Annotated in this window: 11 protein-coding genes and 3 pseudogenes; 10 read left to right on the top strand and 4 right to left on the bottom strand. The window is 56.9% G+C overall.

Features of this window, described 5'->3' with window-relative positions:
* Positions 1-176 precede the first annotated feature (176 nt).
* From CO731_RS29225 to CO731_RS03795, 6 genes are all read left to right on the top strand, one after another.
* Positions 177-866: a hypothetical protein gene (locus CO731_RS29225; RefSeq protein WP_245439613.1), complete on the top strand. Its 690-nt coding sequence runs from the start codon at positions 177-179 to the stop codon at positions 864-866.
* A 340-nt stretch (positions 867-1,206) separates the two neighbouring features.
* Complete coding sequence (locus CO731_RS03815; RefSeq protein ID WP_108609611.1) at positions 1,207-2,340, top strand: spermidine/putrescine ABC transporter substrate-binding protein; 1,134 nt, start codon at positions 1,207-1,209, stop codon at positions 2,338-2,340.
* A gap of 194 nt (positions 2,341-2,534) precedes the next feature.
* Positions 2,535-3,380 (top strand): ABC transporter permease, encoded by an 846-nt coding sequence (locus CO731_RS03810; RefSeq protein ID WP_108605997.1) that lies wholly within the window; start codon positions 2,535-2,537, stop codon positions 3,378-3,380.
* Entirely contained in the window at positions 3,377-4,213 is an 837-nt protein-coding gene (locus tag CO731_RS03805; RefSeq protein WP_108605996.1) for an ABC transporter permease, read from the top strand. The genes CO731_RS03810 and CO731_RS03805 overlap by 4 nt, the downstream gene beginning before the upstream one ends.
* On the top strand, positions 4,210-5,301 hold the full coding sequence (locus tag CO731_RS03800) for an ABC transporter ATP-binding protein (RefSeq protein WP_108606013.1): 1,092 nt from the start codon (positions 4,210-4,212) through the stop codon (positions 5,299-5,301). The genes CO731_RS03805 and CO731_RS03800 overlap by 4 nt, the downstream gene beginning before the upstream one ends.
* A gap of 48 nt (positions 5,302-5,349) precedes the next feature.
* Entirely contained in the window at positions 5,350-6,870 is a 1,521-nt protein-coding gene (locus CO731_RS03795; protein WP_108609610.1) for an amidohydrolase, read from the top strand.
* 133 nt (positions 6,871-7,003) lie between these two features.
* Here CO731_RS03795 and CO731_RS03790 read toward each other — a convergent pair whose 3' ends face one another.
* The 4 genes and pseudogenes from CO731_RS03790 to CO731_RS29220 form a co-directional block, all read right to left on the bottom strand.
* The gene (locus CO731_RS03790; RefSeq protein ID WP_108606012.1) at positions 7,004-7,699 is read right to left on the bottom strand and encodes an ASCH domain-containing protein; all 696 of its coding nucleotides are present in this window, start codon (positions 7,697-7,699) and stop codon (positions 7,004-7,006) included.
* A gap of 12 nt (positions 7,700-7,711) precedes the next feature.
* Positions 7,712-7,856, bottom strand: a pseudogene (locus tag CO731_RS28970) (IS256 family transposase); the annotation flags it as partial.
* Positions 7,833-8,051, bottom strand: a pseudogene (locus CO731_RS28965) (helix-turn-helix domain-containing protein); the annotation flags it as partial. The pseudogenes CO731_RS28970 and CO731_RS28965, both read right to left, overlap by 24 nt.
* Positions 8,052-8,104: 53 nt before the next feature.
* Positions 8,105-8,218: pseudogene (locus CO731_RS29220) on the bottom strand (hypothetical protein); the annotation flags it as partial.
* A gap of 298 nt (positions 8,219-8,516) precedes the next feature.
* On the opposite strand from CO731_RS29220, the gene bhcA reads away from it, so the two are divergent.
* Genes bhcA through bhcD form a run of 4 tightly spaced genes read left to right on the top strand, consistent with a single transcriptional unit; the run spans position 8,517 to position 12,856 of the window.
* Positions 8,517-9,707, top strand: coding sequence for an L-aspartate--glyoxylate aminotransferase BhcA (gene bhcA / locus CO731_RS03775; protein ID WP_108609609.1), 1,191 nt, complete (start codon positions 8,517-8,519; stop codon positions 9,705-9,707).
* Positions 9,708-9,720: 13 nt separating this feature from the next.
* Positions 9,721-10,668, top strand: coding sequence for a beta-hydroxyaspartate dehydratase BhcB (bhcB, locus tag CO731_RS03770; protein ID WP_108606011.1), 948 nt, complete (start codon positions 9,721-9,723; stop codon positions 10,666-10,668).
* 11 nt (positions 10,669-10,679) lie between these two features.
* Entirely contained in the window at positions 10,680-11,843 is a 1,164-nt protein-coding gene (gene bhcC / locus CO731_RS03765) for a 3-hydroxy-D-aspartate aldolase BhcC (RefSeq protein ID WP_108606010.1), read from the top strand.
* A gap of 47 nt (positions 11,844-11,890) precedes the next feature.
* The gene (gene bhcD / locus CO731_RS03760; RefSeq protein ID WP_108606009.1) at positions 11,891-12,856 is read left to right on the top strand and encodes an iminosuccinate reductase BhcD; all 966 of its coding nucleotides are present in this window, start codon (positions 11,891-11,893) and stop codon (positions 12,854-12,856) included.
* Positions 12,857-12,951: the final 95 nt, after the last annotated feature.

The raw sequence follows: 12,951 nt of genomic DNA, 5'->3' as shown, positions 1-12,951 counted from the left end.
GGTTGGAAGGAAGGCGCCCAGGCGAAGGCTTATATGAAGGCGCTCCGGACGTCGGTCATGAGCCTCTACGAAGTCAGCGACATCGTGTCGGGCAAATCCCTGATGGCTCGCGATCTCATCCGCGGTGGAGATCCTGTCCTGGCCAGCGAGGGCACTGCCACGAAGACATTGCAGCCTTGGGCAGGGTTGCGGCTAGAATCGTTCCCGTTGCGGGCAAGAACATCGTGGGCGGAGGATTGCTACCGTTCACGCCGGAAGCTTCCGACGCGCTGTTCGATGGTTTGCGGGCGATCTTTGGCAAGGGTCGGTCCAAAAAACTGCCCGTACCAACAAACGAAGAACTTCAACAGGCCGCGCCGGTATTTACCCTCTCATGGCTGTTCGACACCCTGGACCGGACGATGCGGATGGAGAAGACCACCTTCGAGAATGGCGACGGTGACGCAATCGTCTTCCACGATGTCCGCTTTCCGTTGGCATCCGGGATCACCCAGAAAGAAATCACCGCCCATCTGAAGACAGTCCCGGCGCTGCGACAGGAGAACGCGAAATTCTGGAACTGGCTTGGCGATGTCCCGAAGGGAGGGAGCAACGGCAAATCCAGAAACCTCGGATGGGACACCACAATGGAGGACGGCGCGCGGGTTCTCGGAAATGTTGAAATGAAGGGTCGTACTTTGCATCTTTCGACAAATTCCTCCGCCCGAGCCGAAAAAGGAACGGCGCTGATTCAGGGCGCGCTGAATGATCTGGTTGGAAGGCCACTCACCGAAATCCGCACCGCGAGCAAGCCCGTCCGTGAGGAGTATACGGCTGGTCCGGAGTTGTCGCCCGAGATCGCCACAAAAGTCGTTCATGAGTTTTAAGACAAGCAGTATCGCGAAACCCTCGATCAGCCCGTCGGCATGCTGGGTTATATTTCCCCGCGCGAGGCCATCAAATCCGCCTTCAAGCCAGCCTGATCCCGACGTTCCCATGGCGACTTATGATTTCCGGTGTGTCTGGATCAACAGAGGCATTAACAGGAACAATGATGAGAATTCAGAATTCGGGGGTTTATGTGCTGCCCCAACCTCCGGAAGATACCTGGACCAATCGGTTCACGATGGCTGCAGCGAGCAGGGCCATTAGTGCACATGATTTGCTACCCGTAGTCGATCAGTAGACCAGATGAATATAAAGAAAAAATAGGGGAATATGAAAACGATGCATGACGATTCTCTGCAACCGAAGCCAAACCGTCGCGAGCTTCTGAAGGGTGCCAGCGTATTGGGCGGAGGCGTTCTTGCAATGCCGTTCCTCAACCGTCTGGCGTTTGCGCAACCGGTCGAACTAAACATACTTGCCTGGAGCGGCCATGCTGAACCCGATGTCGTCGCTGAGTTCGAGGCGGAAAACAACGTCAAGTTCAAGCCGAAATACTATACCGGCGGCGACAACATGCTTGGGCTGATCTCCCAGTCGCCTCCAGGAACCTTCGACGTGATTCTTTCGGATGCCGAGTATGTGCAGCAGCTCAACGCTGCGGGTTACATTGAGAAACTCGACCCGGTAGACTATCCGTTTGACGACTTTTTCCCCGAATTCCAACATTTTCCCGGGCACTGGCAAGGTAACGATCTTTATTCGGTTATCACGCGCTTTGGCTTCCTCGGCGTTGCGTACAACACCGATGCGATAACCGAGAAGGAGGCGTCGACCTACAACGTCTATTGGGCCGAAAAGCTGAAAGGCAAGGTCGGCCATTTCGACTGGCATCATCCGAACCTCGGCCAGATCAGCCTGCTCAACGGCAATGCCGCGCCATACGACATCGACGAAGCGGCCTGGGGCAAGCTGCAAGAAAAGACCATGTCGCTGCGCCCGCAGATCGGTGGCTTCTTCGATTTTGGCGGGACGTTTTCGTCGCTGCAGAACGGCCAGGTGCTGGCGATGGCCGGTATCGGCGACTGGATCACTGGTGTTCTAGCAAAGAATGGTGCGAAGGTACGCACCGTGATTCCGGAGGAGGGCGGCCTGCAGTGGACTGAGTCCTTCTGTATCGGCAAGGGCTCGACAAAGGCCGACCTCGCGAAGAAGTGGATCCAGTACATCACTTCGGCCAAGGGGCAGGTGAAGTCGGTCAATATGGCGGCCTATCCCGCGATGGTTCCGAACAAGAAGGGTTGGGAATTGCTAGCGGAGGATTTTCCGGCGGAAGCCAAACGCCAGGGCATGTTGCTCAATGAGAGCAATATCATGGACCTGATCCGTAACGGGCGCATCAAATTCCGGCAATTGCCGGTGCAGCAGAGCCTTGAGGACTGGAACGACTTCTGGTCCGAATACAAGGGTTCCTAGTGCTTTCCATCTGAACTAGCGATATGCGCCTTTGGAAATCCAGCGCCGTCCGTTGTTGTCGTTCGATGGATGGATGGCGCGCTAGGCTCGACTGAAAAGCTAATGTTCGTTGGGCGGGCCGCTGCGCCCGCCCATTCATTCCGGCAATCCTGCACGCAGCCGTGCAGTCGTGTCTTCAGGTTGGAATCGCCGCGATGCGTAAATCAATTACACTTTACGGACTGACATTATCACTGCCGATGCTGATCTGGCAGGTGATGTTTTTCCTTGCGCCGCTGTTGTTCCTGATCGCACTCAGCTTCTGGACGGTCAAGAATTTCCGCATGGAACCGGACTTTGACACCGTCAACTGGGTCAGGATGCTCGGTCGCGGTGTCTTCTGGGACGCCTATCTGCGCACCTTTGCGCTTGCCACCGCTGCGGCCGTCATCACCAGCGCGCTGGCTTTCCCCTGCGCCTACGGCATCGCATTCAAGCTCACCGAAACCGCGCGCCGCTGGGCCATCTTCCTGATGGTCATCCCCTTCTTCACCAGCTATCTGGTGCGCGTCTATTCCTGGCAGATATTCCTCTCCGACAACGGCATGATCAACGCACTATTCGCCAAGATCGGGCTCGGACCGTTCGGCATGCTCAACTCGGTGTTCGGCACGATGGTCGGGTATCTGACGCTGAGCTTTCCGCTTGTCGTTTTGCTGCAGCTGTTCAGTCTGATCTTCGTCGACAAAAACCTTATCGAGGCCGCGCACAACCTGCGCTGCGGCCGGTTGCGCACGGTCTTCGAGGTAATCGTGCCGGCAGCCAAGGTTGGCCTGGTGATCGCGGCGCTGTTTTGCTTCATCCTGACGTTCGGCGATTTCGTCAGTCCGCTCTATCTCGGCGGAGGCGACCCGCCGACACTGTCCATCCTGATCACCGACACCACCAAGTCGGGCCAGCAATGGCCGCGCGCGGCGGTGATCGCGCTGACCATGATCGCAACGCTGCTAGCCGTCGCTTTCGCCGCGGTGGGCTACGCCTACAAGGAGCGCGGACGATGAACGACTTCAATCGCAACTGGCTGATCGACTGGGCGCTGAAACTCTACATCCTGCTGGCCTTCGCCTTTATCTTCGCGCCAATCGCCGCGAGCTTCGTCTTCTCGTTCAATGTCGACCGGTTCCCCTCGCTTCCGCTCGGCGGGTTCTCGACCATCTGGTACGAGACGGTCGCTGCCGACCCGCTGGTCTGGGAAGGCTTGCGCAACACGATGGTCGCCGGTGTGATCGTATCGGTGCTGGCGACAGTGATCGGCTTTGGTGCTGCCTATACCGACTTCCGCTACAAGTTCTTCGGCAAGACCTTCTATGTCGCGCTGGCCCTTCTGCCACCCACGATCCCGGTCGTCATCCTCGGCCTGGCGATGCTCGCCTTCCTGTCGAACATCAACCTGTCGGGCGCCATCCATTCTGTCATCATCGCCCATGTGGTCTTGTGCGCGCCCTTCGCCATGGCGATCGTGCGGCTGCGCCTGTCGCAAATGGATCCCTCGCTGGAGGCGGCGGCCTGGAATCTCGGTGCGAGTGAATGGAAGGCGATGCGTCATGTCATCATCCCCTTCTGCAAGCCGGCAATCTTCGCTGCCCTGTTCCTGACGATGGCAGTCTCGTTCGATGAGTTTGCAGTGGCCTGGTTCGTCTCTGGATTGAACGAGACCTTGCCGGTCAAGGTGCTGGGCTTCCTGCAAGGCCAGGTCAGCCCACGCATCAACGTCATTGGCACCTTCGTCTTCATCGTTTCGATGACGCTGGTGGTGCTTGCCCAGATCCTTCTCATGAAACGAAGCGGTCCGCCCAAAGCGTCCGCGGAAATAGCCGGAGTACCGCTATCATGACCGACAAGGCTCTCGTCGTCTTCGACGGCGTCGTCAAACGCTTCGGTAGTTTCGTCGCAGTCGAAAAGATGAACTTCGAAATCCGCAAGGGCGAGTTCCTCGCCATCATGGGCTCCAGCGGCTGTGGCAAGACCACGACGCTGCGCATGCTGGCAGGGCTGGATGCGCCGAGCGAAGGCGAAATCCGTCTCGCTGGAAAACGCCTCAACGATCTGCCGACTTGGCGTCGCGACACGCCGATGGTGTGGCAGAGCTTAGCCCTTTTCCCCTTCCTGACGGTTCGAGAAAATATCGAGTTCAGCCTGCGCATGCGCGGCGTGGAAAAGACCGAACGGCGCCAGCGCGTCGACAAGTGGCTGGAACGCATGCAGATCACCGAGTTCGCCGATCGCAACGTTGCCCATCTGTCCGGCGGCCAGCGCCAACGCGTGGCCCTGGCGCGCTCGTTGGTGACAGAACCGGAAATCCTCCTTCTCGACGAACCGCTATCGGCGCTGGACGCTCATCTCAAGGTGCGCATGCAGACGGTGCTTTCGAACCTGCAGCGCGAACTCGGCATCACCTTTGTCTATGTCACGCACAGCCAGTCGGAGGCCTTCTCGATGGCCGATCGCGTCGTCATCATGAGCCGTGGCCGGATCGAGCAGATCGGCAATCCGCAGGAGATTTATCGCGCACCGCGAACCAAGTTCGTGGCCGAGTTCCTCGGCTCGTCGAACATCTTTGCCGGCAACGTGTCCTACGCCAACGGCCAGTCGGTGAAGATTGCAACGCCTGCAGGCGAGTTCATTGTCCCGCCCAACGCCGCCAAGCCGCTTGCCAAGGGCGACAGGGCAACGTTTGTGGTGTCGAGCGACTACATCAAGCTAAGCAATGAACCACCGTCAGCCGATGTCAACGGTATGCAGGCTTCGATTATAGGAGAAGAATTCGTCGGCGCGACTGCAGTAGTCTATCTTGAGGGCGCAGATGGGATCGAAGTAAAAGTCCAAAAGAGCCACGACGAACTCGACCACCTCAAACTAGAGCCTGGAACAACTATCTGGGTGTCTTGGCGAGCTGAATCCGGCCACATTGTGTCATCCTGAAGATTGTGACTGTTCCTGACAGATGAAAAAATGCATGCGGAGACCAACATGGACTTCCACATATCTAACACGAATATTATTGCTGTCGATGCCGCACACGGCACCCACCCGTTTAAGGGTGACATTCTCATCAAGGGTTCCCGCATAGCTCATGTTGGTCATCCGATTCCAACGCCGGATGGTGCTCTAAAAATCGACGGTCGAAATCGGCTTGTCATGCCGGGTCTCGTCAATGCCCACGTCCATTCTTGGGAAGCGTTGTTCAAAGGCAGATACGATAACCTACCCCTCGAAATTTGGATGCTCTATTCCTATCCTATTTTGGGGGCCAAAGCACTCGATCCGCGATTAATCTACCTGCGGTCGATGATCGTTGGGCTGGAGTCGCTCAAGAACGGCGTTACGTGCCTTGTCGACGACATTATCGAACTACCCGTACAGGGCATGGATGCCATCGACGCCGTGTTTGATGCATACCACGATGTCGGTATACGGGCCAATGTATCGGGACACGTGATAGATCGACCGTTTGTCGATACCATACCCTACACGCACGAATACCTGCCGGCCGGTCTAATTGCAGAAACCGCCAGCATAAAGCTGCCTACCGTCGAAGATTATCTTCATTTCGCGCGAGCGGTGGTCAATAAGCATGAAAATCGCGCCGACCGCCTACACTATCTGGTAGCGCCTTCCGGACCACAGCGTTGCACAAAAGAGATGCTGAAGGCCACGCATGATTTCGCCCGGGAGATCAAGAGCGCTTATCACATCCATGTTTTGGAGACCAAGGTACAGGAGGTTAGCGGCAGGAAATTCTACGGTCGGACGCTCGTGCAGTACCTCGACGACCTCGGGGTGCTGACAGATATCTCGACGCTTGCCCATTCGATCTGGGTAACCGATGACGACATTGCCCGTATGGCCGCTCGTGGCTCGTCGGTCGCGCATAACCCAGTATCCAACCAGAAACTTGGCGCGGGCATTGCTCCATTCCGTAAGCTCCTAGATGCCGGTGTAAACGTAGCGCTAGGATCGGACGGGATTTCGAGCAACGATACGAGCCGAATGCTCGACGTAATGCGGGTCGCAGGGCTGTTACATAAGGTTACCACCCCTGAATATGGCAAATGGCCCTCTGCGTCAGAAATTATTTATGCCGCTACAATGGGGGGCGCGCGCAGTGTTCAGCTCGACAATGAGATAGGTTCGGTTGAGATCGGCAAGCGAGCCGACCTTGTGCTCTTTGACCTGGACACGATCAACTTTACTCCGCAGAACGATCTTCTGAATCACGTTGTCTACTGCGAGAACGGCTCCTCTGTGGACAAGGTCTTCGTAAACGGCGAAGTGGTAGTTGATGGCGGCGTAATAACCAAGGTAAACGAAGCGGCACTGCTAAATGAGCTGCGTGAACGATACGCTGCCTTTAGCGAGCATCACAAAGGCGTTGAAGAACTTAATCGTCGCTTCGAACCATACTTTAGCCAGATACATAAGCGCTGCTGCGGTGAAAGTAGCGAGCTAAACCGCTACAGCACAAGCCAAGATGAATGGCTGCTTTCTTGAAGGATTGCCAGCGAGTCTGGCTAGCGACGTGAAAGGCGGTGAAGGAGGCTTCGGGTCAGCAGCCTCCCCCTCTCGAGCCGCAGCTTAATCTGTCGCGATCTCTATTCGCTCTCGATGGTGGCCAGGTTCAGATTTAGAGCAAGAAATCGCGGGGAGCCGAGGTAAGTACTTCAAATCCTTCGCATACAATGAGTCGATCTTCAGACCAAGGAATGCCCCATTCAGCACATTGTTGTTCGAAGTATTCTTTGTGGACTTCCGCCCAGTAGGCCACGCTGCTGTCGCCCTCGCCCTCCCGTTCGGCAAATGACTGTTCGACCTCATTGAAGGGCCTTACATCAACATCGGTGATACGAATCAAAAAACAAGGTTTAGACGCTGAATCGAGGATAATCCAATAATCACCGACATTGCGACGGCTGATGTGATTGCGCTCGAAATCAAGTTGTAGATGCGCTGTTGCCCGCTTCTTTCCTGCCGAAACCAACTCCAAAAGCTCATCGTGATAGGGTGCAAATCGTATATCGGCGAATGTGCTCGCATGATATAGTTTTGTTTCGATTCCAAGTGCGGCTCGTTGCTTGTGCCAAAATTCGCGCACTTCAGTGGTTTTTTCTCCAATCATACGATAAATTCCCCTCTCTGCGCCTCTCTGCGCCTCTGGTCCGATGTTGCCGAATTCTGCGGCTCTCTGCATTATTCGAAGCATTGTTGCCCGACATAAACCCCCAGATGTCACATAACAAACATTGTTACTGTTAATTCTTTCGACGATGGTGTCCCACGGAATGGTGTAGCTGACGGCATTGGTCGCCGAGCTTTCCGGCATGGGCCGGGCTGATCAGCGCGCCACGGCTGGCAGGCTGATCAGGGGATCATCGCTCACTTGGCCGACGCTTTCCAGCGCCATGTAGCGGGCGCTGGACGGCCCACTCGTCGTTCTGGTCGAGCAGCAGCGCCCCGACGAGCCGGACGATGGCGTCGTCTCGTTCGGGAAGGCTGGACACGCGTCGGCGCCCTTGCGGCCGCGGCGCCAATTCGCCGATCTTCGCCCGCGCAATCCAAAGGATCGCGCTCGATACTCCCATGCCAAACCGCGCTGCAGCCTGCCGGGCCGACATGCCCGCATCCGAAGCCTTCAAGACCCGCAATCGCAGATCTTCGCTCAGTGCCCTTCCCAACATCCACCTCCATCAACGTGGATGTTGAATCACCAGCGAAGGCTAATGTCACATCACAATCGATTCATCGATTGCAGGACGTGCTCTAGCACGCGGTGCATCGTGGAGGCTGATTCTCCGAGGAGTGCCGAGAGCTCGGGGAGCGTCACCCCGTCATGACTCGCAAGGGCCTCAAGAACGCTCTAGGCACGATCGAAGGCCTGAATGCTTGCGGGCGTCTGGACAACCTTAACGCTCTTTGGGCGTCCTCTTCGAAGTCCTTGCTGCAGCATTGCGACCATTTCTTCGACGATATTGATGGCCCGACGTATAGAGATGAGAATTTATTGCGTATAATGAAAAATTCTACATGCCTGATTTTACGACATTAATTCGGAGCTTTAGGTCAGTGAAAAATTTTTTCAAAAAAATTTTCTAATTTGACTCGCTGTGTTAGTAGCCTTGTTCAGCAAGGAGACCCCACGCATGAGCAGCCAGAATCCGATTTTCATTCCCGGTCCGACAAACATTCCTGAGGTCCTGCGCAAGGCCGTGGACATGCCCACCATCGATCACCGCAGCCCGCTATTCGGCAGGATCTTGCACCCTGCCCTCGATGGCGTGAAAAAAGTCCTCAAGGCCACGCAGGCTCAGATTTTTGCATTCCCCTCGACGGGAACCGGCGGTTGGGAAACTGCCATTTCGAACACGCTGTCAGCCGGAGACAAGGTTCTCGCTACTCGCAATGGCATGTTTAGCCATCGTTGGATCGACATGTGTCAGCGTCACGGCCTTGACGTGTCAGTCGTTACGCAGAGCTGGGGCGAAGGCATCCCAGCTGACCTGATTGAGGAGATATTGACCGCCGACAAAGGCCGCCAGATCAAGGCGGTACTGGCCACCCATAACGAGACGGCCACTGGCGTGCGCTCTGATATTGCCGCCATCCGTCGGGCTCTTGATGCGGCCGGCCACCCAGCGCTGCTCCTTGTTGACGGTGTCAGCTCGATCGGCTGCATGGACTTCCGTATGGACGAATGGCGCGTGGACATCGCCGTTACCGGTAGCCAGAAGGGGTTCATGCTGCCGCCCGGACTGGCCATTGTCGCTTGCTCTCCAAGAGCACTCGCATCGGCCGAAACCGCAACCTTGCACCGGACGTTCTTTGACCTGCGCGACATGGCCAAGGGTTATGCAAACAACGGCTATCCATACACGCCGCCGGTTGGGCTCTTGAACGGTCTGAAGCTCTCGACCGAGATGCTGTTGGAAGAAGGTGTCGAAAACGTCTTTGCCCGCCATCACCGTATCGCGAGCGGCATAAGGGCTGCTGTGGCCGCGTGGGGACTGCGCCTATGTGCTGTTCGCCCGGAGCTCTATTCCGACACTGTGAGCGCGATCCGCGTCCCAGACGGCTTCGATGCCAACAAGATCGTGTCGCACGCTCAGAACGCATACGGCGTAGCCTTCGGGACCGGACTTGGAGACGTCGCTGGGAAGGTCTTCCGCATTGGCCATCTCGGCAGCCTCACAGATGTAATGGCCCTTTCTGGTATCGCCACTGCCGAAATGGTCATGGTTGATCTCTGTCTTCCCATCGCGCTCGGCTCGGGCGTAGCCGCAGCACAGCAGTATTATCGCCAAAGTATCGATTCGCAAAAGCAAAAGGCCGCGTGAAGGAACCTGTACGATGTACCTCCCGACATTGAACGACATGCGCGCGGCGCGCGAGCGCATCTCCCCATACATTCATCTCACACCAATATTGACCTCCCGCATGATCAACGAGCTCGCCGGGGCAGAACTCTTCTTCAAGTGCGAGAACTTGCAGAAGGCCGGAGCGTTCAAGGCCCGCGGCGCCTCAAACGCCGTCTTTAGCCTATCCGAGGAACAGGCGCGCAAGGGTGTCGCAACTCATTCGAGCGGCAATCACGGAACCTGCCTAAGCTATGCCGCCGGTCGACGTGGCATTCCCTGTACGGTGGTAATGCCACGCACCGCACCCCAGGCGAAGAAAGACGCCGTGGTGGGCTATGGGGGAACGGTCGTCGAGTGTGAACCATCCACCTCGAGCCGCGAAGCGGTGTTTTCAGAGATCGTCGCAAAAACGGGAGCAGAGTTTGTCCATCCCTATAACGACCACCGCGTGATTGCGGGGCAGGCCACCTGTTCGGCAGAACTCATTGAGCAGGTGGATGGTCTGGATGCCGTCGTGGCACCGATCGGTGGAGGCGGGATGGTTTCAGGCACATGCCTGACGCTTTCGAGCCTTGCGCCGCATTTGAAGATCTATGCTGCGGAACCAGAGCAGGCGGACGACGCCTATAGGAGCTTCAAGGCCGGCCATATCATCGCGGACGACGCTCCAAATACGGTCGCCGACGGCCTTAAGGTCCCTCTCAAAGACCTGACCTGGCACTTCGTCCGAAACTTCGTCACCGACATTCAGACCGCTTCGGAGCAGGAGATCGTCGATGCCATGAAGGTCATCTGGAAGCGCCTGAAGATCGTCATGGAACCTTCGAGTGCCGTACCGCTGGCGACAATCCTGAAGAACCGGGAAGTTTTTGCCGGAAAACGCGTCGGCGTGATTGTCACTGGCGGCAATGTCGACCTCGACAAGCTGCCTTGGAACTGAGGAGAGTAGAGATGAACGCATCCACGAACTTTGCCGGCCTTGAAGTAGGTTTCGACGTGCCCGCGCTTCCGGGCATGAATGAAGCGGATATTCAGACGCCCTGTCTGATCCTGGACCTGGACGCCCTCGAGCGGAACATCAGAAAGATGGGCGACTATGCCAAGGCCCATGGCATGCGTCACCGCGCACACGGCAAGATGCACAAATCCGTCGATGTGCTCAAACTGCAGATGGAACTGGGCGGTGCCGTTGGAGTCTGCTGTCAGAAGGTGTCGGAGGCAGAAGTCTTCGCTCGCGCTGGCATCAAGGACATCTTGGTCTCGAACCAGGTGCGGGATGCCGCCAAGATCGACCGCCTTGCGCGGCTGCCTGAGCCAGGTACCCGTATCATCGTCTGTGTCGACGATCCCGCCAATGTCGCCGACCTCTCCTCGGCCGCGCAAAAGCATGGCACCAAGATTGACTGCTTCGTCGAGATTGACTGCGGCGCGGGACGTTGCGGCGTAAAGACAACCGAAGAGGTTCTCGAAATCGCAATGGCGATCGCAGCGGCGCCAGGCCTGTCATTCGCGGGACTTCAGGCATACCAAGGTGCTATGCAGCACATGGACAGCTATGAAGCGCGAAAAGCCAAGCTCGACGCCGCCATCACGCAGGTCGCCGACGCCATTGCAGGACTGAAGGCAGTTGGCCTCGGGCCGGAGCTGGTTTCGGGCGGTGGCACCGGTTCGTACTATTTCGAGTCGAACTCGGGGGTCTACAATGAGCTGCAGTGCGGTTCCTATGCCTTCATGGATGCCGACTACGGGCGCATTCACGACAAAAACGGTAAGCGAATCGACCAGGGCGAATGGGAGAACTCACTTTTCATCCTGACGTCGGTGATGAGTCACGCAAAGTCCCACCTCGCAGTCGTTGATGCCGGTCTAAAGGCTCAGTCAGTCGATAGCGGACTGCCCTTCGTCTACGGCCGTGACGACGTGAAATACATCAAGTGCTCGGATGAGCATGGAGTGATTGAAGATCCAAACGGTGTGCTCAAGATTAACGAGAAGCTCAAGCTGGTTCCCGGGCATTGCGACCCGACCTGCAATGTCCACGACTGGTACGTCGGCGTTCGCAACGGAAAGGTGGAAACGTTGTGGCCGGTTTCGGCTCGCGGCAAGGCATACTGAACAATTCAAGTGTCCGAGCCCCAGGCCATTTCAAGGGATGAAGTTTAATGATTATCGTACCCGAACGAGAGATTGCCGGGCTTGTCACGGCCGCGGATTGTTTTGCGGCCGTGGAGAAAGTCTTTGCCTCAATGGCAAAGAAATCGGCCTCCAATTTTCCGGTTGTCCGTGAAGCCATTGGCCATGCTGATGCTATCTACGGCGTCAAGTCAGGCATCGATCGGGTGGGACCGGCTCTGGGGTTGAAGGCAGGCGGCTTCTGGCCTAACAACGCCGGCAAGGGCCTGATGAACCATCAGTCGACTATCATGCTGTTCGATGCCGATACTGGACAGTGCCGGGCGGTGGTGGGCGCCAATCTGGTAACTGCCTTGAGGACGGCGGCGGCTTCGGCGATCTCCATCAAGTACCTTTCGCGGTCGGACTCCAAGGTCCTAGGAATGATCGGCGCAGGTCACCAGTCGATGTTCCAGTTGCGGGCTGCCCTGCAACAGCGCGCATTTGTAAAGGTGGTTGGGTGGAACATCACGCCGGAAGCACTTGGCCGCCTCGAAGCGGTGGCCAACGAGCATGGCCTCCCGTTTGAACCAGTCGACCTCGATACGCTCAGCAAGGAGGCAGACGTCATCGTCACGATAACGTCTTCCTTTGCACCAATCCTGAAAGCGGCGCAGGTGCGACCGGGAACGCATCTCGCCTGTATGGGCACTGACACCAAGGGCAAACAGGAGGTGGAGTCACAACTGGTCGCCGATGCGACTGTCTTCACCGACGAGATCGGGCAGGCTGTGACGATTGGAGAAGCTCAGCACGCAATCAAGGAAGGACTAATCGAAGCCGCAGATCTCACCGAGATTGGGGCCGTTATCAATGGTGATCAGCCCGGGCGGATTCGACCTGATGAGATTACGTTGTTCGACGGGACAGGTGTAGCTCTGCAGGATCTAGCGGTTGCAACGGCCGCAGTTGACCTCGCCATCGCGAGAGGTGTGGCAGTCGAGGTTGATCTCTAGCCAGCGCCGCCCAAGTCGCATAGCGAGCAGCGCCGCGCAACTCTTGTGCCCGCGCCCTCTTTTTCTGAACGTGGTAAGATTGCTCGCTTACAAAC

It is taken from the genome of Aminobacter sp. MSH1 (genome assembly GCF_003071665.1).
In the GTDB taxonomy this organism is placed as follows: domain Bacteria; phylum Pseudomonadota; class Alphaproteobacteria; order Rhizobiales; family Rhizobiaceae; genus Aminobacter; species Aminobacter niigataensis.
The sequence above is the reverse complement of the archived record's forward strand: the minus strand, read 5'-3'. Positions and strand labels throughout refer to the sequence as shown.